The organism is Embleya sp. NPDC055664, from assembly GCF_053618075.1.
This window is the reverse complement of sequence record NZ_JBSHGZ010000055.1, coordinates 1-26,308: the sequence shown is the minus strand read 5'-3', so window position 1 is coordinate 26,308 and position 26,308 is coordinate 1. Positions and strand designations below refer to the sequence as shown.

The window sequence follows — 26,308 nt, the reverse complement described above, 5'->3', positions numbered from 1 at the left end:
GCGTCGGGCGGGAGCGGTCACGGGGGCGGGCTCGACGGGGCGCTCGGGACGGTGCCGGCGGCGCCGAAGTCCCCTGATTTCGCAAAGGATTCGACGGCGGGCACGGGCATCGGTGCGGGCGTCGGCTCGGCGGCCGATGCGAGTGTCGATGTGCCGTCGAAGGGTCCGGAGAAGGCCGACACCCCCGCGGACGGGGCGGGTTCGGCGGTCGAGACGGCACCCGAGCCCGGGACCGAGACGGCATCCGGGACCGTGACCGTATCCGGGACCGGGGCCGGGACCGCCGAGGCTGAGACCGCGTTCGAGAGCGCGACCGGGACCGTGACCGCATCCGGGACCGACGTTGTTGCCGGGACCGAGTCCGACGGCGACCCCGATGGCGCCGCCGAGGGCGGTTCCGAGGCCGAGTCGAGCCCCGAGGCCGATGCTCCCGATGCGCCGCGTCGGCGGCGGATGCCTGCGTGGGTCGAACTCCCGCTCCTGGTGGCGATCGCGATGGTCGTCGTCCTGGTGGTGAACTCGTGGGTCGCCCAGCCGTTCGTGATCCCCAGCGGTTCGATGGAGAACACGCTCGAGGTCGGCGACCGGGTCCTGGTGAACAAACTCGCCTACAAGTACGGGGACATCCACCGCGGCGACATGATCGTCTTCGACGGGCGCGGCTCGTTCACCCCCGAGGGCACCGGCTCGCCCGACCCGGTGAGCGGCGCGCTGCGCAAGCTCGGCGGCGTGTTCGGCTTCACCAACCCCGACGACAACGACTTCGTGAAGCGCGTCATCGGGATCGGCGGCGACGTGGTCAAGTGTTGCGACACGCAGGGTCGGGTCACCGTCAACGGGGTGCCGCTGGACGAGGGCGACTACCTGCATCCGGGCGACAAGCCCTCCGACTTTCCGTTCGAGGCCGAGGTGCCCAAGGGAAAGCTCTGGGTCATGGGCGACCATCGCAGCAATTCGGCCGACTCGCGCGACCACCTGGGCGACCCCGGCGGCGGCATGGTGCCGGAGAGCCGGGTGATCGGGCGCGCGCAGTGGATCATCTGGCCGTTCGGGCGGATCCAGGGCGCGGATCGGCCGAAGACGTTCGATCGGTCGGACTTCGACCGCCGTGGGTAAACGCGGCAAGCCCAAGGGCGCCCGGGCCGCCGATCCGGTGCCCGCGCGGCCGAGTGCCCACCCCGAGGGCGGGGCCGGTCCGCTGCCGACCCCGGAGGTCGTGGGCGCGGTGGCGCTCGGCGAGGCCGAACCGGTCCGTGCGGCGCCGTCGGTCGAGGCGCCGACCCCCGCTCCCGTGCGCCGGCGTCGGGGCAGGCGTTCGCGGCGCAAGGACAAGGTGGTGCCGCTGTGGCGCGAACTGCCGATGCTCGCGGTGATCGCGCTCGCCCTCGCGCTGCTGATCAAGACGTTTCTGGTGCAGGCGTTCTACATCCCGTCGGGATCGATGGAGCACACCATCGACGTCGGCGACCGGGTCCTGGTGGACAAGTTCTCGCCGTGGTTCGGGTGGACCCCCGAGCGCGGCCAGGTGGTCGTCTTCAAGGATCCGGGCGGCTGGCTGGGCAAGAAGAAGACGGACGATCCGCCGCCCGGCCTCAAGCAGTTCAAGCAGGGACTGGTGTTCGTGGGCATGTTGCCGTCGGACGACGAACAGGACCTGATCAAGCGGGTGATCGGGGTCGGCGGCGACACGGTGGCCTGCTGTGACCCGTCCGGGCGAATCACCGTCAACGGTGTTCCGCTGGACGAGCCCTACCTGTACAAGGGCAACGCGCCCTCGGAGAAGCGCTTCAGTGTGACCGTGCCCAAGGGGCGGCTGTGGGTGATGGGCGACCATCGTGGTGACTCGGCCGACTCGCGGGCACATATGGATCGGCCCTATCAGGGCACGATCCCGGTGGACGATGTGGTCGGGCGGGCCGTCCTGGTGGCCTGGCCGTTCGGTCGAGCGCATCGACTGCCGGTTCCGGACACGTTCGGGAACAAAGCCCTGTCGGTTGCGATTCTCCCGCCCACCCCGGTCGTTATGGGAATGGTGGGTGCGGTTCCGCTGGTCCTGCTACGCCGACGTGTACGCTCGCGCCGGCGCATGCCGGCCCCGTGGGGTCGACATCGACCCGGCGACGTGCGCGGCACGGGTCGGAAATCATCAAGACAGAGCTGTGGGCAGCCGGTGGACAGCCCCGACCGGGTGCCGTGTGGCCTGCACGGGTACGAGGAGGCGCCGTGGGGGAAGTCGTGATCGGAGCGCGATCCGCTGGTGGAGACGACGATCGTGGGCGGGAGCCGCACGAGCGGCATCCGACCGACGCGCCGCACGATCCCGGAGCGCCACCGACCCAACCAACGAGCGGGGACGGGCCCCGGCAGTCGCCCGATCTGGTGAAGCATCCGAAGAACGGGGCCGCCGCCGACGCGGCGCCGATCTTTCCGCCGGTGGCGCCGACCCCCGCGTCCGGTGGTCCGGGTGCGGGCGGACCACCGGACGCGGACGGCCCCGGCGGTCCCGGTGGTCCGGGCGACTCCGGGGGATCGGGCGACTCCGGCGAGCCGGAGGGTGCCGGTGAACCGGAGGGCGCCGGCACCGACGAGGGCGCCTCGGCCTCGGGCGAACGGCGCAAGAAGAAGGGGTCGTTCTGGAAGGAACTGCCGCTGCTTCTGGTGATCGCGGTGGTCCTGGCGCTGCTCATCAAGACCTTCCTCGTGCAGGCCTTCTCGATTCCGTCGGAGTCGATGGAGAACACCATCAAGGTCGGCGACCGGGTCCTGGTGAACAAGTTCTCGCCGTGGTTCGGCGCGGAGCCGGAGCGCGGGCAGGTCGTGGTCTTCCACGACCCGGGCAACTGGCTCCAGGAGGCGCCGAAGCAGTCCGACAACGCGGTGGTGCGCGGGCTGCAAAAGGGCATGTCCTGGGTCGGCCTGATGCCGTCCGCCGACGAGAAGGACCTGATCAAGCGGGTGATCGGGGTCGGCGGCGACCGGGTGCAGTGTTGCGACGCGCAGGGCCGGCTCATGGTCAACGGCAAGCCGTTGGACGAGAGCTCGTACCTGAAGAAGGGCGTGGCCCCGTCGACGAAGGTGTTCGACGTGACCGTGCCCAAGGGTCGGATCTGGCTGATGGGCGACAACCGGGACAACTCGTCCGACTCGCGCTATCACATGGACCAGCCGTTCAACGGGACGGTGGACAAGGACCAGGTGATCGGGCGCGCGTTCACCGTGGTGTGGCCGCTGAACCGGATCCACGGCCTCGGCGTGCCGGGCACCTTCGACCAGCCGGGCCTCGGGCTCGACGTGATCGGCGGCACCCCGATGGCGGCCGGGCTGATCGGGGCGGTGCCGCTGGTGTGGTGGCGGCGCAGGCGGCGCGGCGGGCCCGAGGAGCGTATGGCCACGCGCCCGCCCTCGGCGGCGCCGCCGGCCTGACGGCCGACCTCTCGCATTCGGCCGGGCGCTCGGGAATCCCTCCCGCGCGACCCGGCCGTTCGCGGCTCGGGGCACAATCCGGGGATGACGACTCAACCCGTGTCATGGCCCGGAGACGTACCGGAGCCGGTGCCGGACTATCCCGCCGACCTGGCTCCCGACCTGGAACGACGCGCGGTGCGCGTGGTGATTCTCGACCCCGACGACCGGGTGCTGCTGTTTCGCACCCGAGTCCCCGAATCCGACCCGTCCGACTGGTACGACCTGCCGGGTGGCGGTCTGGACCCCGGGGAGACCTATGTGGACGCGGCCGTTCGGGAGATCCGGGAGGAGACCGGCCTGCGGATCGAGCCCGCCGAGGTGGGGCCGCCGACGTGGCGGCGGAGTGTGACCTGGGTGCGACCGGGGCATCGGCGGGTGCAACACGAGTTCGTGGTCCTGGTCCGGGTCGCCGAGCGGGCGCCCGCGGTCTGCGAGGACCGTTCGTTGTGGACCGCGGACGAGCTGGCCGAGTACCAGGAGGCGGTGTGGTGGCCGGTGGACGAGATCCGGGCGGCGCCGGCGCGGTTCTACCCGGGCCGGCTGCCCGAGCTGCTGCCGAGGTTCCTGGCCGGCGAGCTGATCGACGAGCCGTTCGAGTGGTGGAACGGCTGAGCGCCGCGACGCCGGCGCGTCGACGGCCGGTCGATCCGCCGGTCGATCCGGGCCGCCCGGGACGGTCGTGCCATGGTGCGCCGGTGGGCGCGAGGGTCGCCGGTACACAATGGGAGGCGTCAGCGAAGCGCAGGAGCGAGGGGCGCGCATGAGTGCGGAAGATCTCGAAAAGTACGAGACCGAGATGGAGCTGCAGCTCTACCGCGAGTACCGCGACGTCGTGGGTCTCTTCAAGTACGTCATCGAGACGGAAAGGCGCTTCTACCTCACCAACCAGTACGAGCTGCACGTGAGGTCGGCCGACGGGGAGGTCTTCTTCGAGTTGTCCATGGCGGACGCGTGGGTGTGGGACATGTATCGACCCGCGCGATTCGTGAAGAATGTCCGGGTTCTTACGTTCAAGGACGTCAACGTCGAGGAACTGACCAAGAGCGAATTCGAGATGCCCGCGGGCAACGAAGGGTTCGGCGGCTGAGCGGACTCCGCGCGCCCGCAAGGGCGGCATCCACAACGACCGGTTTGTCCACAGGTCATGGTGGGTCGACACACGACCACCTCCGGCTCCGGCAGCGTCGAGCCCGGAGGTGGTCGTTGTGCGGACCGATGCGGGTGGCAGGGAGGGTCGGGGCGGCCCGGCCCGGCAGTCCCGGAACGGCGCGGTGGGGCGCTACGGCGAGCGGGTCGCGGCGCGCTATCTGACCGAGGCCGGCATGGCCGTTCTGGCGCGCAATTGGCGCTGTCGGGACGGCGAGATCGACATCGTGGCGCGCGACGGGCCGGTCCTGGTGGTGTGCGAGGTCAAGACCCGGCGCGCGGGCGGGTTCGAGCACCCCCTTGAGGCGATCGGCCCGGTCAAGGCCGCCCGGCTGCGGGTGCTGGCCGAGCGCTGGCGGGCGGCGAACCCGCTTGCCGGGCCGCCGGGGCGCGAGGTGCGGATCGACCTGGTCGCGGTGGTCGCGGCGGTGCGTGGGGCGGCCGGGGTCGAGCACGTCCGGGGGGTGTGCTGAGCATGGGCTTCGCGCGCACCCGGTCGGTCACCCTGGTCGGGGTGGACGGCGTCGTGGTCGAGGTGCAGGCCGACCTGGAGCCGGGGGTGACCACGTTCACCCTCGTGGGCCTGCCGGACCGGACTCTGGTGGAGTCCAAGGAGCGGGTCCGGGCGGCGGTGGTCAACAGCGGCGAGGAGTGGCCGCAGCGCAGGCTGACGGTGGGGTTGTCGCCGGCGACGGTGCCCAAGACCGGATCGGGCTTCGATCTGCCGATCGCGGCCGCGATGCTGGCCGCGGCGGGCGTACTGGACCCGCGCGCGATCGAGGACCTGGTGATGATCGGCGAGCTGGGCCTGGACGGGCGGCTGCGGCCGGTGCGCGGGGTGTTGCCGGCGGTGATGGCCGCCGCGGCGGCCGGGTGCGCCCGGGTGGTGGTGCCCTCCGTGGCGGCCGGCGAGGCCGAGTTGGTGCCGGGGGTCGCCGTGTGGGGGGTGACCTCGCTGCGGCACCTGCTGGCGAGGCTGCGCGGGGAGCCGGCGCCGGCCGAGCCGGAGGCGGTGCGCGACATCGGTCTGGGGCCCGATCCACTCGCCGTGGTCGGCACCTTGACGGCGGGCCCGCCGGCCGGGTCGGTGCCGGCCGATCTGGCCGACGTGGCCGGTCAGGGCCGGGCTCGTCGAGCCCTTGAGGTGTGCGCCGCGGGCGGGCATCACCTGTTCCTGCTCGGCAGTCCGGGTGCGGGCAAGACCATGCTGGCCGAGCGGCTGCCCGGGATCCTGCCGGCGCTGGACGGACCGGCCTCGCTCGAAGTCAGCGCGGTGCACTCGATCGCGGGCACGCTGCGCCCCGACCTGCCGCTGGTGACCACGCCGCCGTTCTGCGCGCCGCACCACAGCGCGACGATGCCCGCGATCGTCGGCGGCGGCAACGGCCTCCCACGCCCGGGCGCGGTCTCGCTGGCCCATCGGGGCGTGTTGTTTTTGGACGAGAGCCCGGAATTCAGCGGGCGGGTGCTGGACGCGCTGCGCCAGCCGCTGGAGTCGGGCACGGTCACCGTGGCGCGCAGCGGGGGGATGTTGTGCTTCCCGGCCCGGTTCCTGCTCGTGATGGCGGCCAATCCCTGCCCGTGCGGGCGGTTCTCCGGACGTGGTCTGGACTGCACGTGCTCGTCGCTGATGCGGCACAAGTACCTGGCCCGGCTGTCCGGGCCGCTGATGGACCGGATCGATGTGCGGGTCACGGTGGATACGGTCTCGCGCGCCGAATTGTTCGCCCCGGAGGGGGCGGGGGAGCGGTCGGAGGTGGTGGCCGCACGGGTGCTCGCGGCCCGGGAGCGGGCTGCGCGGAGGCTGGCCGACACGGGGTGGACGGTCAACGCGGAGGTGCCGGGGCGCGAGCTGCGCACGCGGTGGACGGTCGACGCCGACGCCCTCGACCGGGCGGCGCGCGACATGGAGCGAGGCTTCCTGACCGCCCGGGGCCTCGACCGAGTCCTCCGCGTCGCCTGGACCCTGGCCGACCTGCACGCCCACCCCCGCCCCACCCGCTCCGACGTGGACACGGCCCTCGAACTGCGCACGGGAGTGATCCGAGGCGACACGGCGGACGACGACGGGTTCGAGAGATGAGGAACCGCCGATACGACAGGCCGCCTGCGGCCTCGCGCGATGGTGGAGGGTGGTGCGGGCGTCCGGATGCGGAAGGCCGGCGCGGGCCCGTGGGGTGGATGGGAGTTGCGACGGGCGTGGTCCGGGTCGATCGGATCACCGCCCGCGCCACCGCGTCACCACGTACGTCCGGCAGCGTCGGATGTGGACTCGCCCGTCACCACACGTCCGGGGCATCGCCGTCGCCTCGCCCCGGGGCTCACCCGCACCGCAGCCCCCGACCGGGTCCGCGCCCCCATGCTCGCCCCGGTGGCTCGCGGCCTCGTGTGCGGCGGGTGGGGGCGGTGCGGGTGTGTGGGGCGGACGGTCGGGGGCGGCCACGGTGGGGTGGGTGGGAGTTGCGCATGGGTGGCCCGGGGCAAGCGTCAACGCCCGCACCGGTTCGGCTACCGCACGCGGTCGGCGTCCGAAGGGTGGCGGTCTTTTGGCGGGTGCGGGGGTTTTGTTGGGCCCGACGGGGGCGTCGGGGGATGGAAGGTGTGGGGGGTGGGTGGGGTGGAGTCGTTGCCGTGGGGGGATGGGGACTTTCCCGAGCGGGATGTGGAGGGGGAGCGGGCGGCTCGGGCGGTGTTGAGTCGGCTGGTGGAGCCCGGGGACGCGGTGTTCGGGCGGGCTGTGCGGGTGTACGGGGCCGCTCGGCTGTTGCGGGATCTGCGGGGGCGTGGGGCGTTGCCGGGGGAGTTGGCGCGGCGGGATCCGGCGGGGTATCGGGTTCGGCTCGGGGCGCGTGATCCGGACGAGGACTTGGCTCGGCTCGCCGAAGTGGGTGGGAGCTTTGTGGTTCCCGGCGATCCGGGGTGGCCCACTCAACTCGACGACCTCGGGGACGCCCGGCCGCTGGGGTTGTGGACGCGCGGCGCGACCCCGCTGCGGCTCGCCGCGCTGCGGTCGGTGGCGGTGGTGGGCGCGCGGGCGTGCACCGACTACGGCGCACACGTCGCGGGGGCGTTCGCGGCCGAGCTGGCCGAGGCGGGCTGGACGGTCGTCTCGGGTGGCGCGTACGGGGTGGACGGGGCCGCGCACCGGGGGGCGCTCGCGGTGCGCGGGTCCACCGTCGCCGTGCTGGCATGTGGCATCGACGTGAACTATCCGCGTGGGCACGAGCGGCTGCTGGCCCGGATCGCCGAGGAGGGAGTGCTGGTCACCGAGCTGCCGCCGGGCGCGCATCCGACCCGCTATCGCTTCATCGAGCGCAATCGGGTCATCGCGGCACTGACCCGGGGCACCGTGGTGGTCGAGGCGGCGCTGCGCAGCGGTGCGCTGATCAGTGCCCGCCGGGCCGCGCTGCTCGGCCGCCAGGTGATGGGCGTGCCGGGGCCGATCGGCTCGCCGAGTTCGGCGGGCGTACACGTGCTGCTGCGCGAGCCGGGGTCGGTCCTGGTGACCCGGGCGGCCGAGGTGATCGAGCAGGTCGGGGCGATCGGCGACGACCTCGCGCCGGTCCTGGCCGGCCCGAGCCGCCCGGGGGACGATCTGCCGCCCGAGATCCGCCGGATCCTGGACGTGGTGCCGTGGCGCGGCGCGCTGTCCACGGCCGCGATCGCACACGAGGCGGGATCGGCGCCGGCGGCCACGCGACGCCGACTCGACGTGCTGGCGGCCCGCGAACTCGTCGATCGCACCCCGAAGGGGTGGCGTCGCCGTGGCGGTGCTTGACCTGGGGCCGCAGTGATCATCACCGTGAGGGGAGGAGGCCCGATCGAGGAGGTGTGCCATACCCGTGACCGACGAGCGCGCGCCCGAGAACGCCGACCCGGACGGAATCACCCCACCGGCGACCGCAGTCGCCCCGACGGCGACCCGTCGCCGCCCCGCAGGACTCACCCACCACACTTCGACACGGCCCACGACGAAGCCCCCGGCGTACCCCGCCCCCGAGCCCACCTCCACTGCGCACCCCACCTCCGAGCCCACCCCCACCACCGGCGCGCCACCCGGGGTGTCGGTTGCCTGTGCGCCGGTGCCGGAGCGTGGGGGCGTGCGGGGAGTGGGGTCTGCGCCCCCCAGGGTGCGCGTGTCGTCGGTGGGCAATGCCGTGCGGGCCGGGCCGGTGGGGCCGCCGCAGGGGGGTCGCCTCGTGCGCGGGTGTGTCGAGGGGCGTGGTCCGGGCGGCGCCGAGCGACCCCTTCGCCGCGGTCCGAGGTGGTTCGGCACACGCCGGGCGGCTTCGGGTGGGATGCCGTGATTCGGGCGATCGGGGCCGCGCCCCGTCGTTGTAGCGCTCGGGAGTCGTCAGGTCACGCTACGCTCGCGAGGACGCAGATCTACACGCACGTTTCCGTGGAACGACACAAGGCCACGTATGCCCAAGCACACCCCAGGGCGTAAGAGCGCCACCGCGGCCGCGTCCGAGAACGGACCGGCCGTCACCGTCGAGGACGGTGGCGCTTCCAACCGCGCGCTGGAGAACCTTTGGAGCGACTTCAAGCGCTCGGGGGACCCCACCCTGCGGGAACGCCTCATCCTGAATTACTCGCCGCTCGTGAAGTACGTCGCCGGGCGGGTCGGCGTCGGCCTTCCGGCCAATGTGGACCAGGCCGATTTCGTCTCGTACGGGATGTTCGGCCTGATCGACGCGATCGAGAAGTTCGATCTTGATCGCGCGATCAAATTCGAAACCTATGCGATCAGTCGCATCCGCGGCGCGATCATCGACGAACTGCGCGCGCTGGACTGGATCCCCCGATCCGTCCGGCAGAAGGCCCGCGCGGTCGAACTGGCGTACGCGGGACTGGAAGCCAAGCTCAACCGCACCCCCTCGGAGGTCGAGGTGGCCCGCGAGATGGGCATCGCGCTGGAGGACCTGCACGCGATCTTCAGCCAGCTCTCGCTGATCAACGTGATGGCCCTCGACGAACTCCTGCACACCGGCCAGGACGGCGGCGACCGGCTCAGCCTGGTCGACACGCTGGAGGACACCACCGCCGACGACCCGGTCGAGGTGGCCGAGAGCCGCGAGATGCGCCACCTGCTCGCCCGCGCGGTCAACGCGCTGCCGGAACGGGAGAAGACCGTGGTCACGCTTTACTACTTCGAGGGACTTACCCTGTCCCAGATCGGCCAGGTGCTCGGGGTGACCGAGAGCCGCACCTGCCAGATCCACACCAAGGCCGTGCTCCAACTGCGCGGCAAGTTGTCCGACGCGCGGTGAAGGCTTCGCGCAGTGTTCGCGGCCCGGCCTCCGTCGAATGTCGGAGCAATTCCTTAATGTGGACAAGTGGACAGCACATCGGCAGACCCGGCGACACCCCGCTCCGTACCGCGGCGATACGGCCCCGACGACCTCGCCCGCTGGGTCCCCGAGCCCAACAAGCGACGCGGGCGCACCGCGTTCCAGCGGGACCGGGCCCGGGTGCTGCACTCGGCCGCGCTGCGCCGACTCGCCGGCAAGACGCAGGTGGTGACCCCCGGCGAGAGCACCCCGGCCGGCCAGGACAGCCCGCGCACCCGGCTCACCCACTCGCTCGAATGCGCCCAGATCGGCCGTGAGCTGGGCCAGGCGCTCGGCTGTGACCCGGACCTCGTGGAGACCGCCTGCCTGGCGCACGACCTGGGCCACCCGCCGTTCGGCCACAACGGCGAACGTGCCCTCGACGAGGCGGCCAAGAGTTGCGGCGGCTTCGAGGGCAACGCGCAGAGCCTGCGCCTGCTCACCCGGCTCGAACCCAAGACGTTCGCCCCCGACGGCCGCAGCGTCGGCCTGAACCTGACCCGCGCCGGCCTCGACGCGGTGCTCAAATATCCGTGGCCGCGCCGCCAGGACAAGCACGCCTACGGCGCGTACGACGACGACCGGGCCGTGTTCGACTGGGTGCGCGAGGGCGCCGACCCCGGCCGCCGCTGCCTGGAGGCCCAGGTGATGGACTGGTCCGACGACGTCGCCTACTCCGTGCACGACCTGGAGGACGCGGTCCAGTCGCACCGCCTCGACCTGGTCCGCCTACGCGACGCGGGCGAGCGCCGCGAACTGCTCGACCTCACCGTGCGCCGCTACCGCCCCGACTGCGTGGCCGACGAACTCGGCGAGGCGCTGGACCGGTTGCTCGCGCTCGACTTCTGGCCGGCGGACTACGACGGCTCGCGCCGCGCCCAGGCCCGGCTCAAGAACGCCACCAGCGGCCTGATCGGCCGCTTCTGCCTGGCCGCCGAGCACGCCACCCGTGAGCTGTACGGCACCGCGCCGGTCCTTCGCTACGCCGCCGACCTGATCGTCCCGCGCGAGATCCGCCTCGAATGCGCGGTGCTCAAGGCGATCACCGCGCGCTACGTGATGGCCCGCGAGGGCGCCGAACAACTGCGCGAGCACCAGCGCACCGTCCTCACCGAACTGGTCGAACTGCTCGCCGCCGGTGCCCCCGAGCGGCTGGACGCGTCCCTGCGCGAGGACTGGATCGAAGCCGACACCGACGCGGCCCGGCTGCGCGTGGTGATCGACCAGGTCGCCTCCCTGACCGACCGCGCCGCCCTCACCCTGCACGCCACGCTGACCACCCGATGAACCGCGCCGACCGGTCACCGCCCCCGGGTGTCGGACGGACCCGTAGACTCGACGATCGTGGCCGGCCGTATCCGTGAAGAAGACGTCAGGCGGGTCCGCGAGACGGCACGCATCGCGGAGATCGCGGAACAACACCTGCAACTGCGCAACGCGGGCGGAGGAAACTTCAAGGGGCTCTGCCCCTTCCACGACGAGAAGTCCCCCTCCTTCCAGGTCAGCCCGGCCAAGAACCTCTGGTACTGCTTCGGCTGCGGCGAAGGCGGCGACGTTCTCGACTTCGTCATGCGCCTGGACCACACCACGTTCTCCGAGACGGTGGAGCGGCTGGCCCAGCAGTACGGCATCGAGCTGCACTACGAGGAGGGCGGCTACACCCCCGGGCGCCAGCAGGGCCGGCGCACCCGCCTGGTCGAGGCGCACCGGATCGCCGCCGCGTGGTTCGCCGACCAGCTCGGCACCCCCGAGGCGGAGACCGCCCGCCGATTCCTCGCCGACCGGGGCTTCCCGCAGGACGCCGCGGAGCGGTTCTCCCTCGGCTACGCGCCCAAGGGCTGGGAGAACCTGGTGCGATTCCTGCGCGGCAAGGGCTTCACCCCGCAGGAGATGCTGGAGGGCGGGCTGGCCAGCGAGGGCCGCAACGGCCCGATGGACCGCTTCCGCGGCCGGCTGGTCTGGCCGATCCGCGACATCACCGGCGACGTGATCGGCTTCGGCGCGCGCAAGCTCTACGACGACGACAACGGCCCCAAGTACCTGAACACCCCCGAGACACCCATCTACAAGAAGTCCCAGGTGCTCTACGGCCTCGACCTGGCCAAGAAGGAGATCGCCAAGTCCGGCCGGGCGGTCATCGTCGAGGGCTACACCGACGTGATGGCCTGCCACCTCGCCGGCGCCGGCACCGCGATCGCCACCTGCGGTACCTCCTTCGGCGACGAGCACATCAAGGTGCTGCGCCGACTGCTGATGGACTCCGGCGAGTTCCGCGGCGAGGTGATCTTCACCTTCGACGGCGACGCCGCCGGCCGCAAGGCCGCGCTGCGCGCGTTCGAGGAGGACCAGAAGTTCGTCACCCGCACGTTCGTCGCGGTCGAGCCGGGCGGCCTGGACCCGTGCGACCTGCGCCTGGAACAGGGCGACGAGGCCGTACTCGCCCTGATCGACGCGCGCGTCCCGCTCTTCGAGTTCGCCATCCGCAGTCGGATCGAGGGCCACGACCTGTCCACCGCCGAGGGCCGGGTCGCCGCCCTCGACGCCGCCGCGCCGGTCATCGCCGGCATCAAGGACCAGGCACTGCGCCACACCTACGCGGTTCGGCTCGACTCGATGCTGGGCTTCCTGGACGAGAAGTTCGTGGTCGGCCGAGTCGCCCAGGTCAACCGCTGGCAGCGCGAGCGGGCCGCGCGCGGCGAGCGCGGCGGCGGCCCCACCCAGGGGCCCGCCACCCCGGCCAACGGCCGACAGCCGGCGGCCCCGCAGCGGCCCGTGGGCTTTCGACCCGACCCGCGCGACATGTGCCAGGCGGTCCAGCGCGAGGTGCTCAAGCTCGCGCTCCAGGCGCCCGCGCTGGTCGCGCCCGCGTTCGATCACTACGAGGTGGACGAGTTCACCGCCGCGCCGTACGCGGCGGTGCGCACGGCGATCGCGACCGCCGGCGGCGTGTGCTGCGACCTCGCGCAGACCCCGAACTGGGTCGGCGAGGTGCGCGTCGCGGCGCCCGACGACGCCGTGCGGCACATGGTCACCGAACTGGCCGTGGAAAACATGCGGTTGAGCAGCGACCCGGATCGGGCGTACGCCGACGGCAACCTGGTCCGGCTGCGGGTCTTCTCCGCCGAACGCCGGATCGCCGACGCCAAATCCCGCCTGTTGCGCCTGGACCCGGGCCGCGACGCGGAGGAGTACGGGTGGGTCTGGCAGGAGCTGACCACCCTGGAGACGTACAAGCGGGCCCTGCTCGACCGCGGCGCCGAAGCCCTCTACGCCCCCGGCGGCTGACCACGGCCCGGCCGGGCACCCGAAAGCCCCCTCCCGGCCGGGCCGAATCGGGCGAACCGCCCACGCCGGGCGAGATTTCCGTGCCCGGACTCTCGGCTACAGGCCCCCTCGTGCAGCAGACTGGGGAAGGTGCATCGGCACACCAGAGGGGGGAAAACGCCCGGCGGCGACCCCTCCCACATGGAACGGACGGATGAGCCTGAACCGGGCCCGGCCACCGTCCTCACGAAGCACGTCACCCCAGGAACCGCGCCACCCGCCCCGACCGCGGTCGAGGCGACCGCCGCGCCGGCCGGCGCCGGCGAACCCGACGAATTCGCCCGCCCCGCCGAATCCGCCGGCTCCTCCGCCGACCTGCTGCGCCAGTACCTGCGCGAGATCGGCCGGGTTGCGCTGCTGAGCGCCGCCGACGAGGTCGACTTGGCCCGCCGGGTCGAAGCAGGATTGTTCGCCGGGGCCCGCCTGCTCGACGACCCGCCCGCCGATCCCGCCGCCCGGGACGCGCTCGCCACTCTGGTCCGCGACGGCGAACGCGCCAAACGCCGGCTGATCGAGGCCAACCTGCGCCTGGTGGTCTCGATCGCAAAACGCTACGTCGGCCGCGGCCTGGGCCTGCTCGACCTGGTCCAGGAGGGCAACCTGGGTCTGATCCGCGCGGTGGAGAAGTTCGACTACACCAAGGGCTACAAGTTCTCCACCTACGCCACGTGGTGGATCCGCCAGGCGATGAGCCGGGCGCTGGCCGACCAGGCCCGGACCATCCGGGTCCCGGTACACGTGGTCGAACTGATCAACCGGGTCATCCGGGTCCAGCGCCGCCTGTTGCAGGAGCGCGGCGAGGAACCCACCGCCGAGGACGTCGCCGCCGTGCTCGACCTCACCGCCGAGCGGGTCACCGAGATCCTGCGGCTGGCCCAGGAGCCGGTGTCGCTGCACACCCCCGTCGGCGAGGACGAGGTGCTGCTCGGCGACATCGTCGAGGACACCGACGCGACCGCCCCGGCCGAGGCCGCCGCCTACCTGATGCTGCGCGAACACCTGGAGGCGCTGCTGTCCACGCTCGGCGACCGTGAGCGGCAGGTGGTACAGCTCCGCTACGGGCTCGCCGACGGCGAACCACACACGCTCGAGGAGATCGGCCGGGTCTTCGGGGTGACCCGGGAGCGCATACGCCAGATCGAGTCACGCACGCTGTCCCGGCTTCGCGAGCGGTCGTACTCGGAGCAACTGCGGGGCTATCTCGACTGATCCCTGGCGTTTCGGCTTACGTCTGCTGTCAGAATTCGCCCATGCCGACAAGCCCGACACCCACCCTCGTCGCCGGGGTGCACTGCTCAGCGCACCAGTTGCGCATTCTCGTCTGCGACGCCGCGACCGGTACCCCGCTGCGCCAGGGGCGCGCCGCGTACGCGGAGGGCGCCTCGACCACGCCGGGCGCGTGGTTGCGGGCCTTCGGCGAGGCCGCGGCGGGCGGTCTCCTCGACGGCGTGGCGGCGATCTCGGTGGCCGCGCAGAACCACGGCGCGGTGCCGCTGGACGCCCAGGGGGTGATCCTGGGGCATCCGCTGCCCGACGAGGACCCCTCGGCCTCCGGTGCCGCCGCGGACCTGGTCGACGCGCTCGGCGGCCCGGCCGCGTGGACGGCCGCCACCGGCGCGGTGCCGGGCTCCTCGTCCGCGATCGCGCAGCTGCGCCGGTTCGCCCGGTTCGAACCCGAGGCGGTGACCCGGATCGCCACCGTGCTGCTGCCGCACGACTGGGTGACCTGGCAACTGCTCGGCTGCCCGCCGGACCCGGTCACCGACCGGGCGGACGCCTCCACCACGGGCTACTACGCGACCACGGGGGAGTGGCGCGAGGACCTCATGCACCTGGCCATCGGCCGGGTGCCGCGCACGCCGATCGTGCTGCCGCCGGGCGCCGCCGCCGGGCGCACGCCGGAGGGGATCCTGGTCGCGCCCGGCACCGGCGCCGAGGCGGCCCTGGCCCTCGGCGCGGACCCGGCCGACGGCGACGTGGTGGTGGCGCTCGGCACCACGGGCGTCGCGTTCGCGGTCCACCGCGTGCCGCTTGCCGACCCTGCGGGCGTGGTCGGCTCGTACGCCGACGCCACCGGGCGCCACCTGCCGCTGGTGCGCACCCTCAACGCGGCTCGGGTGCTGCGCGGCACCGCCTCGATGCTGGGCGTGGACGCCGAGGAGTTCGATCGCATCGCGCTGGAGTGCACGCCGGGTGCGAGCGGGCTGGTCCTGCTCCCCTACCTGGAGGGCGAACACATCCCCGACCTGCCGCACGCGGCGGGCACGCTCACCGGGCTGCGCCGGGAGAGCATGACCCCGCCGGCGCTCGCGCGTGCCGGGGTGGAGGGGATGTTGTGCGGCATCTCGGACGCGTTGGACGCGCTGCGCGATCGGGACGTGGCGGTGGAGCGGCTGATCCTGATCGGCCCGGGGGCACGCTCGGCGGCGGTGGCGGGGATCGCGCCCGCGCTGTTCGGCGTGCCGACCGCGGTGCCGCCGGCGGCGCTCGCGGGCCGGTTCGTGGCCCGGGGCGCGGCCCGGCAGGCGGCCTGGGCGCTGTTCGGGGTGCTGCCGGAGTGGCCCGCGGACATCGAGACGTTCATTCGGGCCGACGAGGACGAACTCGCCCTCGGCGACGCGGTCCGGGCCCAGTACCGCGAGGTACGCAACCGCCTGCACCCCGGCGCCGTGACCGCACCACGAGAAAACGCCGAAACAAGCGGTCGCCACCGAAGAGACTGACCACCCGCTCCGCCCACGACCACCGCGGGAATCGACAGATGTGGGTGGAGACGCCGGCTCGCCCGTCCGGGCGTGCCATGGGTGCCCGCGCCCGTGGCCCCGGCGGGCCCACGGGTGTCCCCGTCGGTCCGCCCGGGACCACCGGCGCGTTGTGGGCGTCGTCCGAGGTGTTACAGCCCCTGGCCGTGGCGCGACGACGTCACCGACGTGCCGTTCGTGCCGTGTCCGCCGAAGCGGTCCGGCAGGTGCCGACCCACCCGCTCGGGCAGGTGCTCGCCGATCGCGCGGCCGGCCTTGACGCCCGCCTCGCGGCCGAGCCCGGCCGCCGCGTGCCCGGCCTTCTGCGCCGGCGGGCTGCTCGCCACCGTGCCGGAAAGCTTGCGGATCTGCTCGTACCGCTCCCGCCCGGCCTTCGCCCCCAGGACGTAGCCGATGGCGAGGCCGGTGACGAAGGTGAGCTTGTTGATCATGATGTCCTCCGCGGTCGTTTGTCCCGCCCGTGCACGTCAGCGCCTACCCGGGCGACGTGCGTAGGCAACCTGTGAGGTCCTACCGGAAAAACCCTGGTGCGGGCCACCCCTCGGAATGCGCTAATGTATTCCACGCAGCGACCGCCAGACGGTCCGACGCAATCCCGCATAGCTCAATTGGCAGAGCAGCCGGCTGTTAACCGGCAGGTTATTGGTTCGAGTCCAATTGCGGGAGCCATCGACAGCGCCCGCCGGTCCACCGGCGGGCGCTGTCGCGTATCCGGGCCGCCCCGGCTCACTCGCTCCCGGTCCGGGCCCAGAACTCCTGCCAGGACGGCCACTTCTCGGGCAACTGCGCATCGGTGATCATCGGGTTGTCGGGGAAGTGGAAGCGCCCCGGCACGGCCAGCGGATGCTCCAGCACATCGGCGGCGTAGAAGGCCTCGGGCTTGCGGCTGCGGAAGTACCAGCGCCCGTCCCGCCGTTCGTAGCGATCCCGATACTGCATCGGCATCACCACCCACAGGTCGCCCACCTCGTGCTCGGGACGGCAGTACACGACACCCGTCGCGTGGTCCTCGTCGACCAGGTCGATCACGTGGTTCCCGATCAGGTGGAAGGTGATCCCGTACGGCCGCAACACCGGATCGAACCACTCGGCGAGCGCGGCCCGACCCACACCGCCCGCCCCCGTGCGCACGTCCGGCACGAACAGGTCGGCCAGCGCCGGCACGTCCCGGCTGTCCAGCGCCAGCGCGTAGCGGGCGGCCAGTTGGCGAATCTGCTCGTACGCCTCCAGGCGATCGAGCCGGGTGGTGATCGAATCCGACATGCTGCCTCCGTAAGCTGACGACCAGTCAGATATCACGGTGTCAGACGACCGCCCCGGACCACGCCCCGGGTCGGCCCGTCGGGACGCCCACCCGTGGGGAGCGCGCGCATGGTCGACGTCGGCATCTATCTGGACCTGCGCAATCCGGTCGAGTGGCGGCAGGACTGGTCCCGGCTGTACGCCTTCACGCTGGAGCTGTGCGAGGAGGCGGACCGGCTCGGCGTGCACTCGATCTGGACCACCGAGCACCACGGCTTCGACGACGGCTACCTCAGCCAGCCGCTCACCCTGGCCGCCGCGATCGCCGCGCGCACGAGGCGGGCCCGGATCGGCACGGGCGTGACCATCGCGCCGCTGCGCCACCCCGCGCACCTGGCCGAGGAGGCCGCGATCGTGGACCTGGTCAGCGGCGGGCGGCTGGAACTGGGCATCGGCACCGGCTACCGCAGGCCCGAATACGACCTCTTCGACCGAGGCGACCTGCTCGCGACCCGATTCGGCGCCACCGACGCGAGCGCGCGCGAGATCCGCAGGTTGTGGGAGACCGGCACGATCAGCCCGCCGCCCGTGCAGCGCCGGCCGCGGATCTGGCTGGGCTACCAGGGGCCGCAGGGCGCGCGGCGGGCCGGACTGCTCGGCGAGTCGCTGCTCACCGCGAACCCGGCGATGGCCGCGCCGTATCTGGACGGCCTGCGTGCCGGCGGCCACGATCCGGCGACCGCGCGGATGGCCGGGCTGCTCAACGGCTGGATCACCGAGGACCCCGAGCGGGACTGGCCGGTGGTCTCCCGCCATCTCGCGCACCAGTGGGACGGCTACCACCGGTACGCGGCGGAGGGCACCGGGGCCGCGCCGCCGCGCCCGATCGACCCGAACCGTTGGCGGGCACGCGGGTTGTCCGCGGCGCCCGGCCACTTCCTGCACGCCACCCCGGAGGACGCGGCGCGGGAGATCCGGGCGTACGTGGCCGATACGCCGATCGAGACGGTGTGGTTCTTCGCCTCGCTGAGCGGGATGACCGAGGACATGGTCCGCGCCCACGTGAGCACGCTGTGCTCCCGCCTGGCGCCGCTGGTGGCATAGCGCGGCGCCTTGCCTCGGCGCCCCACCCCCCGCGCCCCACCCCTCCGCGCCTCGCCCCCCGCCCCCGGCGCCGGGGGCGAGGAAGCGGCGAGCGGATCGCGCGTGTGGCACGGACGATCGACTGTCTGCGATCGACGGCGGGATGCGAACGGTTTCGGGCAGGACGAGACCACGCCCGCGAGGATCCCCCCGGGCGTTGGTCGGGCCTGACCGGTTATGCTGCGTCAGGCTGTCCGGCAGCGGACGGCAAGGGGCGGTAGCTCAGCTGGTTAGAGCAGGGGACTCATAATCCTCTGGCCGTGGGTTCGAGTCCCACCCGCCCCACCCGCCCCACCCGTTCTTCTCGGCGCCGTCGAGCGCCGACCGCATTCGTGCTCTCATGCCGTGCCCTCGTACCGCGTGCTTGCGTGTCGGCTCGTCCCACCCGATGTGTTGGTTGCTGTGTGTCGTCGGGCGACTCTTTTCCGTAGTCGAGTCAGAGCTTAGCGGGCTCTTGCTGGATTCCGGGAGTGAAATCACTCGAACGGGCTATCCCCACGTGTATCCCTGGCGGGACGTCACCTCGGCGAGCGTGCGCTGGCCGGACGCGCTCGGGTGGAACCAGTCCCAGTGGCTCACGTCGTTCTTGCCGAACCGCTGGGTGTTGACCACACCGCCGTCGTAGCGGCAGTTGGTCCAGGTCGAACACACCTCGCGCAGCTTGGCGTTGTACGCGGTCACCCGGTCGCGGACCCGCTGTCGGCGGTCCAGCGCGTCGGGCTTGGTCGACTGCGGGTCGTCCAGCATCGACTGGCACACGTTGCCCACCGACCACACGGTGCGGGCCAGGAACTCGTCGTGCCCGGTCTCCCACATGCGACCCAGGTCCGGGATGCTGACCACGAGCACACGCGTGTTCGGCAGGCCCGTGCGCAGGATGCCCAGCGCGTCGCGGAACTGGCTCTCGTAGGTGCCCGGCGAGGTCATCTCGTCCACGGTGTGCCGACAGGCATCGTTGGCGCCGATCAGGATCGTGACGTAGTCGACCCGCTGGCCGACCGCCTGTCGGGCCTGGCTCGCCAGATCGGTCATCTTCGCGCCGGTCTTCGCGTTGTTGAACACGGCGTCGGCCGGCAGGCCGAGCCGCTTCGCGTGGCTGTTCACATCGGCCGAGGTGCCCGTGGCCCACGACTTCTCCGGGCAGTCCTGGAGTGGTGAACAGGTATCGAACCCTCGGGTGATCGAGTCGCCGAGGGCCGCCATCGAATGGGGTCGGGGTGGCACGGTCGCGGTGGGTGGTTTCTCGGGTGCCGGCGACAGCACCTTGCCGTTGGGCTGTTCGGCCGCGGTCGGGTTGCCGGGTGTCGGGGTTTGCCCACCACTCGGCCCGGTAATAAGTCGATCCCCGGCAGCAGCCGGATCGGCCTTGTCGCCGTCACCCGAATCCATGCAGGAGGACAACGTCAACAACGCCGCGACCATCATCGCGGTTGCCGCCCCTACTCGTCGTTTCCGACCCACGCCGCCCCCTCCGCCCCCTAGCATCGACACGACGATGTCCATCGACGGTATGTCACTCCTTCGTGTGAAGGCCGACAATGCCGGGAGTGGCGTCGTCGACGGCCGGGCACGTTGAGTGCAGTGGCTCACCATTCCGAGACGGTGAGTAACGAATTGTTCGCTCACATCGGACAATTGCCCACATGTGATTACGGACAGCAACTGATGCCTGTGGTACATCCGTGGTCTGTGGGGCACAATGGAAGACCGGGATTCGAACAGGCAGTCCGAGACAAGGCTTGAGGCCGCTGGGGAAGGCGAACCTCGTCCTTGAAGCCTGGAGGTCCCGGTGACGACACGTGGAGTTCTGTACGTGCACTCCGCGCCGCGTGCGCTGTGCCCGCACGTCGAGTGGGCCGCAGCGGGCGTTCTTGGCGTGCGCGTGAGTCTGGACTGGGTCCGCCAACCGGTGGCGCCCGGGATGTTGCGGGCCGAGCTGTGCTGGCAGGGCGCGCCCGGTACCGCGTCGCGCCTCGCCTCGGCGTTGCGCGGCTGGCACCTGCTGCGCTTCGAGGCCACCGAGGAGCCCTCGGCCAACGCCGAGGGGGAGCGCTACAGCAACACCCCCGAGCTCGGCATCTTCCACGCCGTCACGGGGGCGCATGGCGACATCCTGATCCCGGAGGACCGGCTGCGCGCGGTGCTCGGTCGGGCGGCGCGGGGCGAGGTCGATCTGCGCTCCGAGGTGGAGAAGTTGCTCGGCAAGCCGTGGGACGACGAGTTGGAGCCCTTCCGCTACGCGGGCGAGGGCACCCCGGTGCGTTGGCTGCACCAGGTGGTCTGAGCACGTGGGGGATCCCCGAGACGAAGACATGCGTATAGACATACCGATACGAGCGGCCCTCCCGAATCATCCGGAAGGGTCGCTCGCGTCTCCGCCTTGGGATCGAGAGCGGCCGGCGGAGCGGGTTGCCGGCGGATGCGCCCCGGGGGCACCGCGGGACGAACGGTCGCCCCGGCGTGGGTGATTCGTCCCTCTTGTGGGTTGACTCGGGTCGGTCGCCGCCGGTACGCGAGTACTCCCGGGCACGTCGACCACCCGGCCGGCGGCGCCGGGTTCGGCCGCGAACATTCGTGCCCCCGCCGCGAGATCCGCGACGGGGGCACGAACGGGTGTGCGATGGTGGGGCCTTACTCGAAGCTGCGGAAGGCGACCACGACGTTGTGCCCGCCGAAGCCGAACGAGTTGTTCAGCGCCGCGATCGTGCCGTCGGGCAGCGTGCGCGGCTCGCCCCGCACGATGTCCAGGTCGACCTCGTCGTCGAGGTCGTCGACGTTGATCGTGGGCGGCGCGAGGCGGTGGTGCAGGGCGAGCACGGTGGCCACCGACTCGACCGCGCCGGTGCCGCCGAGCAGGTGGCCGGTCATCGACTTGGTGCTGGTGACGGTGACCTTGTCGGCCGCCGCGTCGCCCAGCGTCGCGCGGATCGCCTTGAGCTCGGTGACGTCGCCCGCCGGGGTCGAGGTGCCGTGCGCGTTGACGTGCACGATCTCCTCCGGCTCCAGGCCGCCGTCCGCCAGGGCGAGCGCCATCGCGCGGGCGATGTCGCGGCCGGTGGGCTCGGGCTGGGCGATGTGGTGGCCGTCGGAGCTGAGCCCGGCGCCCGCGACCTCGGCGTACACGCGGGCCCCGCGGGCCGCCGCGTGCTCGGCGCTCTCCAGGATCAGGACACCGGCGCCCTCGCCCATCACGAAGCCGTCGCGGCCCTTGTCGTAGGGGCGGGACGCGCGCTGCGGCTCGTCGTTGCGCTTGGACATCGCCATCATGTTCGCGAACGCGGCCATGGGCAGCGGGTGGATCGCGGCCTCGGTGCCGCCGCAGACCACCACGTCGGCGCGGCCCGAGCGGATCATCTCCAGACCGTAGGCGACCGCCTCGGCGCCGGACGCGCACGCGCTCACGGGGGTGTGCACACCGGCCCGCGCGCCCAGCTCGATGCCGACGTTGGCGGCCGGGCTGTTGGGCATGAGCATCGGCACGGTCAGCGGGCCGACCCGGCGCGGGCCCTTCTCGTGGAAGGTGTCCCACGCGTCGAGCAGGGTGGTGACGCCGCCGATGCCGGAGGCGATGACCACACCCAGGCGGGTCGGGTTCACCACGAGGGCGTCCGGGGCGTCCTCGGGCGCGGTGTTCTTCGCGGCGTAGCCGGCGTCGAGCCAGGCCTCGCGCGCGGCGATCATGGCGAACTGGCCGGAGCGGTCCAGGCGCCGCGCCTCGACCTTCGGCATGACCTCGAGGGGCTCGACCGCGATCCGCGCGGCGAAGGTGACCGACAGTTGCTCGGCCCATTCCTCGGTCAGCGCCCGCGCGCCGGACGTGCCCGCGAGCAGCGCGGACCACGTGGTCGCGACATCGCCGCCGACCGGCGTGGTCGCACCCAGACCGGTGACCACCACGGCCCGCGTGGCGTCGTTGCGCTCGGTCGACTTCACTGTCTTCTCACTCTCACGCTGTGGGTTCGGGCGGCCGGCGGGCCGAGGGTGCGGCGATGCCGGGGCCCGTGATGTGACTGCGACGGACCGGGCCGGACGCGCGAACGCGGTCCGGCCCGGAGAACGACCGGCGCTACATCCGACCTAGGCGGCGGCCTTGACGATGTAGTCCACCGCGTCGCGGACGGTCTTGAGGCCCTTGACGTCGTCGTCCGGGATCTTGACCTCGAACTTCTCCTCGGCCGCCACGACGACCTCGACCATCGACAGCGAGTCCACGTCCAGGTCGTCGATGAAGGACTTGTCCAGCTCGACCTCGTCCTGGGGGACGCCGGCGATCTCGTTGACGATGTCGGCGAGGCCCTCGAGGACCTGCTCCTGGCTAGCCATGATGCTCCTTGATTGGAATCTTGCGGTGACGTAAAGCTGTGCTGCTCGTCCGATCGGCGCCTCGCGGCGACCGACGGGGGACTACGGAAGCGTAATGACCTGCCCCGCGTACACGAGGCCGGCCCCGAATCCCATGATCAACGCGGTCCCGCCGCTGACCGCTTCGCCGCTTTCGAGCATGCGCTCCATGGCGAGCGGGATGGACGCGGCGGAGGTGTTTCCGTTCTCGGCGATGTCGCGGGCGACCGGTACCTCGGGGGGCAGCTTGAGCGCCTTGATCATCGCGTCGGTGATCCGCATGTTGGCCTGGTGCGGGATGAACGCGTCCAGATCCTCGGCCTTGACGCCGGCGGCGTCCAGGGCCTGCTCGCAGACCTTGGCCATCTCCCACACGGCCCAGCGGAAGACCTTCTGGCCCTCCATCTTGAGCGTGGGGAACTCCTGCTCGCGGTCGTCGCGCAGGTCGTTCCAGTCGACGGTCTGGGTGATCGCCTCGGCCTGGGAACCGTCCGAACCCCACACCACGGGGCCGATGCCCGGGGTGGTCGAGGGGCCGATCACCACGGCGCCCGCGCCGTCGCCGAAGATGAACGCGGTGCCCCGGTCGGACAGGTTGGTCAGGTCGCTCAGCCGCTCGACGCCGATCACCAGGACGTACTCGGCGCTGCCGCCGCGGACCATGTCACTGGCGAGCGAGACGCCGTAGCAAAAGCCCGCGCAGGCCGCGGAGACGTCGAACGCCGCCGCTCGGCCGCCGCCCGCGCCCAGGCGGTGTGCGATCTCGGTGGCGATCGCCGGGGTCTGCTTGAGGTGGGTGACCGTGGAGACGATCACGCAGCCGACCTGCGAGGCGTCCAGACCCGCGTGCGCCAGAGCCTTGCCGGCCGCCGCGATGGACATCTCGGCGACGGTCTCCTCGGGGGAGGCCCAGCGCCGGGTCCGGATCCCGGAACGGGACTGGATCCACTCGTCGGAGGAGTCGATCCGGTCCACCAGCTCGGAGTTGGGCACGATCCGGGCCGGGCGGTAACCGCCGACGCCGAGGATGCGCGCGTGCGCGGCTCCGGCGCGGGGGGTGATGGTTGCGGTCACGCGTGGTCCTCCCGTACGGGTTCGAGGCCGGGTGGGTTCGCGGCCGGGTGCAGAGCGGGTGTCGCGACGGGGGTCACGACGGGCTCTGGGAGCCGGTCGGGCCGCCGTGCGCCTCGACCAGTTTCCGGGCGGCCTCGAGGTCGTCCGGAGTCTTCAGCGCGACCGTCTCCACGCCCGGCATGGCGCGCTTGGCCAGAGCGGTCAGGGTGCCGGCCGGGGTGACCTCGATCAGGCCGGTCACGCCCAGGTCCTTCATGGTCTCCATGCACAGGTCCCAGCGGACCGGGTTGGAGACCTGGCTGACCAGGCGCGCGACCACGTCGTGGCCGTCGTTCAGCACGGTGCCGTCGGCGTTGGACAGGAACGGGACGCTCGGGTTGCGCACGCTCACGCCCGGGACCAGTTCGGCCAGGCGGTTCACCGCCGGTGCCATGTGCTCGGTGTGGAACGCGCCGGCCACGGCCAACGGTCGCAGGCGCGCCTTCTCCGGCGGATCGGCGGCGAACGCGGCCAACTGCTCCAGGGTGCCGGCGGCGACGATCTGGCCCGCGCCGTTCATGTTGGCCGGGGTCAGGCCGTGCTCGGCGATCTTGGCGAGCACCGTCTCGGGGTCGCCGCCCAGGACCGCGCTCATCCCGGTCTGCGTGACCGCGGCGGCGGCGGCCATCGCCCGGCCTCGCTCGCGCACCAGGGTCAGCGCCGTCTCGGCGGAGATCACGCCGGTGGCGGCTGCGGCGGTCAGCTCGCCGACGCTGTGACCGGCGGCGGCGCGTACCGCACCGGGGACGTCGTCGGGCTGCGGGAACAGTGTGAACGCGGCCACCAGACCCGAGGCGACGAGCAGCGGCTGGGCCACCGCCGTGTCCCGAATCTCGTCGGCGTCGGCCTTGGTGCCGTAGTGGATCAGGTCGAGACCGGTGACGGCCGACCACCAGCGGAGCCGGTCGGCCACGCCGTCGAGGTCGAGCCAGGGGGCGAGGAATCCGGGCGTCTGAGCGCCCTGTCCGGGGGCGACGAGTACGAGCACGAGGTCAAGCCTCTCTCCTGCGAGGGGTGGCATCCCCTTATCGGCAGGGACGAAGATCCGATGGTGACTTTGTTGGGTTCGTACAAATAGATGGGGACTAGCTCTCGATCGCGGCCAGTCGGCCGAGGATCAGCGAGACCTGGAGGGTGAATGCGGAACGGGTCTCGGTCGGTACCAGGCCGGTGACGTCCACGACGCGTCGCAGCCGGTAGCGCACGGTATTGGGGTGGACGAAGAGCATCCGGGCGGCTCCTTCGAGACTCGCCGCCTGCTCCAGGTAGACGGAGAGCGTCTCCAGGAGCGCGGAGCCGGCCGCGTGCAGGGGTATGTAGATCTCCTCCACCAACTGCTCCCGGGCCTCGTCGTCTCCCGCGAGCGCGCGCTCGGGCAGGAGATCGTCCGCGGAAACCGGGCGCGGCGCGTCGGGCCAGGCCACGCACGCGCGGTGTCCCGACATCGCGGCCTGGGCGGAGCGTACGGCGGCCAACAGGTCGGGCACCTGGGGGCCGACCACCACCGGACCGGGGGCGAACTGGCCGATCAGCGACCGGGTCGCGCGGATCGGGTCGTCGGTGCCGCCGAGGATCACCACGAGCCGTTCGCCCTGTACTCCGGTGAGCACGTTCAGCCGGGCGTGTCGGCCCGCCCGGTGGATGCCGTCGACGACCTCCTGGGCGTCCGCGTCCGGGGCGTTGCCCACCACCACCATGACCGAGTCCGGCGAGCCCCAGCCGAGCGCCGAGGCCCGGGACAGGATGCCCTCGTCGGCCTCGCCGCGCAGCAGCGAGTGCACCACCAGGGCCTCCAGGCGGGCGTCCCACGCGCCGCGCGTCTCGGCGGCGTGCGCGTACACCTGCGCGGTGGCGAAGGCGATCTCCCGGGAGTACAGCAGCAGCGACTCGCGCAACTCCTGTTCGTAGCCGGGCGCGGCCAGGGTGGCGATCTCCGCCTCGACCACCTCGATGGTGGTGCGGATCAACTCGACCGTGTGCGGCAGTGTGATGGTGCGGGTCAATTCGCGCGGCGCGGTACCGAATACGTCGGCGCTGACCTTTTGCGGGGTCTCCGGATGCCGGAACCACTCGGTGAACGCGGAGATGCCGGCCTGGGCCACCAGGCCGATCCAGGACCGGTTGTCGGCGGGCATGTTCCGGTACCAGGGAAGCGCCTCGTCCATCCTCGCGAGCGCCGCGCCGGCCAGGGCACCGGCGGATTTCTCGAGCCGGCGGACGGTCGCGGCACGAAGATCGGGTTGGGGGCTCACGGGGCCATTGTCCTCTGCCTGATGGGCGGCTTTGCCGTCGGCTCGCGAGGGCTGCTTGTTTGGGCGCTTCGCGCCGGCTCGCGAGGGACCACTTTTTCTTTCCCCCGCTTCGCTCCTCCAAGAAAAAGCGGCCCCTCGCTCGGGGCCGGGTGTCCCTCCGCTTCGCTCCGGGCCACCCGGCCCAAGT

23 protein-coding genes and 2 tRNA genes are annotated in these 26,308 nt (G+C 72.1%); 17 read left to right on the top strand and 8 right to left on the bottom strand.

All coding sequences use genetic code 11. The annotated features are described in order from the left end of the window. The first annotated feature begins 252 nt into the window (after window positions 1-252). The 13 genes from lepB (ACWGR4_RS45245) to ACWGR4_RS45185 all read left to right on the top strand — a co-directional run bounded on the left by lepB (ACWGR4_RS45245) (window position 253) and on the right by ACWGR4_RS45185 (window position 15,991). Window positions 253-1,116, top strand: coding sequence for a signal peptidase I (gene lepB, locus ACWGR4_RS45245; protein WP_452131071.1), 864 nt, complete (start codon window positions 253-255; stop codon window positions 1,114-1,116). Then, the gene (gene lepB, locus ACWGR4_RS45240; protein ID WP_452131072.1) at window positions 1,109-2,239 is read left to right on the top strand and encodes a signal peptidase I; all 1,131 of its coding nucleotides are present in this window, start codon (window positions 1,109-1,111) and stop codon (window positions 2,237-2,239) included. The genes lepB (ACWGR4_RS45245) and lepB (ACWGR4_RS45240) overlap by 8 nt, the downstream gene beginning before the upstream one ends. Window positions 2,240-2,379: 140 nt before the next feature. Further along, a complete protein-coding gene (lepB, locus tag ACWGR4_RS45235; protein ID WP_452131073.1) occupies window positions 2,380-3,423 on the top strand; it encodes a signal peptidase I in 1,044 nt (347 codons plus the stop codon). Between the two features lie 84 nt (window positions 3,424-3,507). Further along, complete coding sequence (locus ACWGR4_RS45230) at window positions 3,508-4,077, top strand: NUDIX hydrolase (RefSeq protein ID WP_380036300.1); 570 nt, start codon at window positions 3,508-3,510, stop codon at window positions 4,075-4,077. A gap of 148 nt (window positions 4,078-4,225) precedes the next feature. Then, window positions 4,226-4,552, top strand: coding sequence for a DUF2469 domain-containing protein (locus ACWGR4_RS45225; protein ID WP_078979196.1), 327 nt, complete (start codon window positions 4,226-4,228; stop codon window positions 4,550-4,552). Window positions 4,553-4,670: 118 nt separating this feature from the next. Next, window positions 4,671-5,084 carry a YraN family protein gene (locus ACWGR4_RS45220; RefSeq protein ID WP_395788096.1) on the top strand — a complete coding sequence of 138 codons (414 nt, stop codon included), beginning with the start codon at window positions 4,671-4,673 and terminating at the stop codon, window positions 5,082-5,084. Window positions 5,085-5,086: 2 nt separating this feature from the next. Continuing rightward, the gene (locus ACWGR4_RS45215) at window positions 5,087-6,694 is read left to right on the top strand and encodes a YifB family Mg chelatase-like AAA ATPase (protein ID WP_379995303.1); all 1,608 of its coding nucleotides are present in this window, start codon (window positions 5,087-5,089) and stop codon (window positions 6,692-6,694) included. 525 nt (window positions 6,695-7,219) lie between these two features. Then, a complete protein-coding gene (gene dprA, locus ACWGR4_RS45210) occupies window positions 7,220-8,389 on the top strand; it encodes a DNA-processing protein DprA (protein WP_452131074.1) in 1,170 nt (389 codons plus the stop codon). A gap of 646 nt (window positions 8,390-9,035) precedes the next feature. After that, complete coding sequence (gene whiG / locus ACWGR4_RS45205) at window positions 9,036-9,884, top strand: RNA polymerase sigma factor WhiG (RefSeq protein WP_379995307.1); 849 nt, start codon at window positions 9,036-9,038, stop codon at window positions 9,882-9,884. Window positions 9,885-9,950: 66 nt separating this feature from the next. After that, window positions 9,951-11,231, top strand: coding sequence for a deoxyguanosinetriphosphate triphosphohydrolase (locus tag ACWGR4_RS45200; RefSeq protein WP_379995309.1), 1,281 nt, complete (start codon window positions 9,951-9,953; stop codon window positions 11,229-11,231). 57 nt (window positions 11,232-11,288) lie between these two features. Next, window positions 11,289-13,229, top strand: a complete 1,941-nt coding sequence (gene dnaG / locus ACWGR4_RS45195; RefSeq protein WP_379995311.1) for a DNA primase — start codon at window positions 11,289-11,291, stop codon at window positions 13,227-13,229. 180 nt (window positions 13,230-13,409) lie between these two features. Next, complete coding sequence (locus tag ACWGR4_RS45190) at window positions 13,410-14,477, top strand: RNA polymerase sigma factor (protein ID WP_452131075.1); 1,068 nt, start codon at window positions 13,410-13,412, stop codon at window positions 14,475-14,477. Window positions 14,478-14,518: 41 nt separating this feature from the next. Continuing rightward, the gene (locus ACWGR4_RS45185) at window positions 14,519-15,991 is read left to right on the top strand and encodes an FGGY-family carbohydrate kinase (RefSeq protein ID WP_452131076.1); all 1,473 of its coding nucleotides are present in this window, start codon (window positions 14,519-14,521) and stop codon (window positions 15,989-15,991) included. Between the two features lie 170 nt (window positions 15,992-16,161). Here ACWGR4_RS45185 and ACWGR4_RS45180 read toward each other — a convergent pair whose 3' ends face one another. Beyond that, complete coding sequence (locus ACWGR4_RS45180) at window positions 16,162-16,461, bottom strand: YtxH domain-containing protein (RefSeq protein WP_379995317.1); 300 nt, start codon at window positions 16,459-16,461, stop codon at window positions 16,162-16,164. Window positions 16,462-16,623: 162 nt separating this feature from the next. Here ACWGR4_RS45180 and ACWGR4_RS45175 point away from each other — a divergent pair. After that, window positions 16,624-16,699: transfer RNA gene (locus ACWGR4_RS45175), tRNA-Asn, on the top strand. A gap of 57 nt (window positions 16,700-16,756) precedes the next feature. Here ACWGR4_RS45175 and ACWGR4_RS45170 read toward each other — a convergent pair. Continuing rightward, the gene (locus ACWGR4_RS45170) at window positions 16,757-17,293 is read right to left on the bottom strand and encodes a nuclear transport factor 2 family protein (RefSeq protein WP_379995319.1); all 537 of its coding nucleotides are present in this window, start codon (window positions 17,291-17,293) and stop codon (window positions 16,757-16,759) included. Between the two features lie 108 nt (window positions 17,294-17,401). Here ACWGR4_RS45170 and ACWGR4_RS45165 point away from each other — a divergent pair, with 108 nt between their 5' ends. Together ACWGR4_RS45165 and ACWGR4_RS45160 are read left to right on the top strand one after the other, a co-directional pair. Continuing rightward, complete coding sequence (locus ACWGR4_RS45165) at window positions 17,402-18,376, top strand: LLM class flavin-dependent oxidoreductase (protein WP_452133845.1); 975 nt, start codon at window positions 17,402-17,404, stop codon at window positions 18,374-18,376. Window positions 18,377-18,626: 250 nt separating this feature from the next. Then, window positions 18,627-18,700, top strand: a tRNA-Ile gene (locus ACWGR4_RS45160). A gap of 204 nt (window positions 18,701-18,904) precedes the next feature. Here the strand turns inward: ACWGR4_RS45160 and ACWGR4_RS45155 are convergent. Then, window positions 18,905-19,876 (bottom strand): SGNH/GDSL hydrolase family protein, encoded by a 972-nt coding sequence (locus ACWGR4_RS45155; RefSeq protein WP_379995323.1) that lies wholly within the window; start codon window positions 19,874-19,876, stop codon window positions 18,905-18,907. Between the two features lie 328 nt (window positions 19,877-20,204). Here ACWGR4_RS45155 and ACWGR4_RS45150 point away from each other — a divergent pair, with 328 nt between their 5' ends. Beyond that, window positions 20,205-20,699 (top strand): DUF3145 domain-containing protein, encoded by a 495-nt coding sequence (locus ACWGR4_RS45150; protein ID WP_126642859.1) that lies wholly within the window; start codon window positions 20,205-20,207, stop codon window positions 20,697-20,699. A gap of 347 nt (window positions 20,700-21,046) precedes the next feature. Here the strand turns inward: ACWGR4_RS45150 and fabF are convergent, their stop codons facing one another. The 5 genes from fabF to ACWGR4_RS45125 form a co-directional block, all read right to left on the bottom strand. After that, window positions 21,047-22,348 (bottom strand): beta-ketoacyl-ACP synthase II, encoded by a 1,302-nt coding sequence (gene fabF, locus ACWGR4_RS45145; RefSeq protein WP_452133844.1) that lies wholly within the window; start codon window positions 22,346-22,348, stop codon window positions 21,047-21,049. Window positions 22,349-22,492: 144 nt separating this feature from the next. Then, window positions 22,493-22,738, bottom strand: a complete 246-nt coding sequence (locus tag ACWGR4_RS45140) for an acyl carrier protein (protein WP_371863166.1) — start codon at window positions 22,736-22,738, stop codon at window positions 22,493-22,495. A gap of 81 nt (window positions 22,739-22,819) precedes the next feature. Further along, window positions 22,820-23,830, bottom strand: a complete 1,011-nt coding sequence (locus tag ACWGR4_RS45135) for a beta-ketoacyl-ACP synthase III (RefSeq protein ID WP_379995329.1) — start codon at window positions 23,828-23,830, stop codon at window positions 22,820-22,822. A 73-nt stretch (window positions 23,831-23,903) separates the two neighbouring features. Beyond that, on the bottom strand, window positions 23,904-24,857 hold the full coding sequence (locus ACWGR4_RS45130; RefSeq protein ID WP_379995332.1) for an ACP S-malonyltransferase: 954 nt from the start codon (window positions 24,855-24,857) through the stop codon (window positions 23,904-23,906). A gap of 97 nt (window positions 24,858-24,954) precedes the next feature. Then, window positions 24,955-26,121: a PucR family transcriptional regulator gene (locus ACWGR4_RS45125; protein ID WP_078975217.1), complete on the bottom strand. Its 1,167-nt coding sequence runs from the start codon at window positions 26,119-26,121 to the stop codon at window positions 24,955-24,957. Between the last annotated feature and the right edge of the window lie 187 nt (window positions 26,122-26,308).

What these genes read in the sequence shown, in the direction of transcription:
- ACWGR4_RS45230 (WP_380036300.1), top strand. Translation starts at nt 3,508, where the DNA reads ATGACGACTCAACCCGTGTCATGGCCCGGAGACGTACCGGAGCCGGTG.
- ACWGR4_RS45225 (WP_078979196.1), top strand. Translation starts at nt 4,226, where the DNA reads ATGAGTGCGGAAGATCTCGAAAAGTACGAGACCGAGATGGAGCTGCAG.
- ACWGR4_RS45215 (WP_379995303.1), top strand. Translation starts at nt 5,087, where the DNA reads ATGGGCTTCGCGCGCACCCGGTCGGTCACCCTGGTCGGGGTGGACGGC.
- whiG (WP_379995307.1), top strand. Translation starts at nt 9,036, where the DNA reads ATGCCCAAGCACACCCCAGGGCGTAAGAGCGCCACCGCGGCCGCGTCC.
- ACWGR4_RS45190 (WP_452131075.1), top strand. Translation starts at nt 13,410, where the DNA reads ATGGAACGGACGGATGAGCCTGAACCGGGCCCGGCCACCGTCCTCACG.
- ACWGR4_RS45185 (WP_452131076.1), top strand. Translation starts at nt 14,519, where the DNA reads ATGCCGACAAGCCCGACACCCACCCTCGTCGCCGGGGTGCACTGCTCA.
- ACWGR4_RS45180 (WP_379995317.1), bottom strand. Translation starts at nt 16,461, where the DNA reads ATGATCAACAAGCTCACCTTCGTCACCGGCCTCGCCATCGGCTACGTC.
- ACWGR4_RS45170 (WP_379995319.1), bottom strand. Translation starts at nt 17,293, where the DNA reads ATGTCGGATTCGATCACCACCCGGCTCGATCGCCTGGAGGCGTACGAG.
- ACWGR4_RS45165 (WP_452133845.1), top strand. Translation starts at nt 17,402, where the DNA reads ATGGTCGACGTCGGCATCTATCTGGACCTGCGCAATCCGGTCGAGTGG.
- ACWGR4_RS45140 (WP_371863166.1), bottom strand. Translation starts at nt 22,738, where the DNA reads ATGGCTAGCCAGGAGCAGGTCCTCGAGGGCCTCGCCGACATCGTCAAC.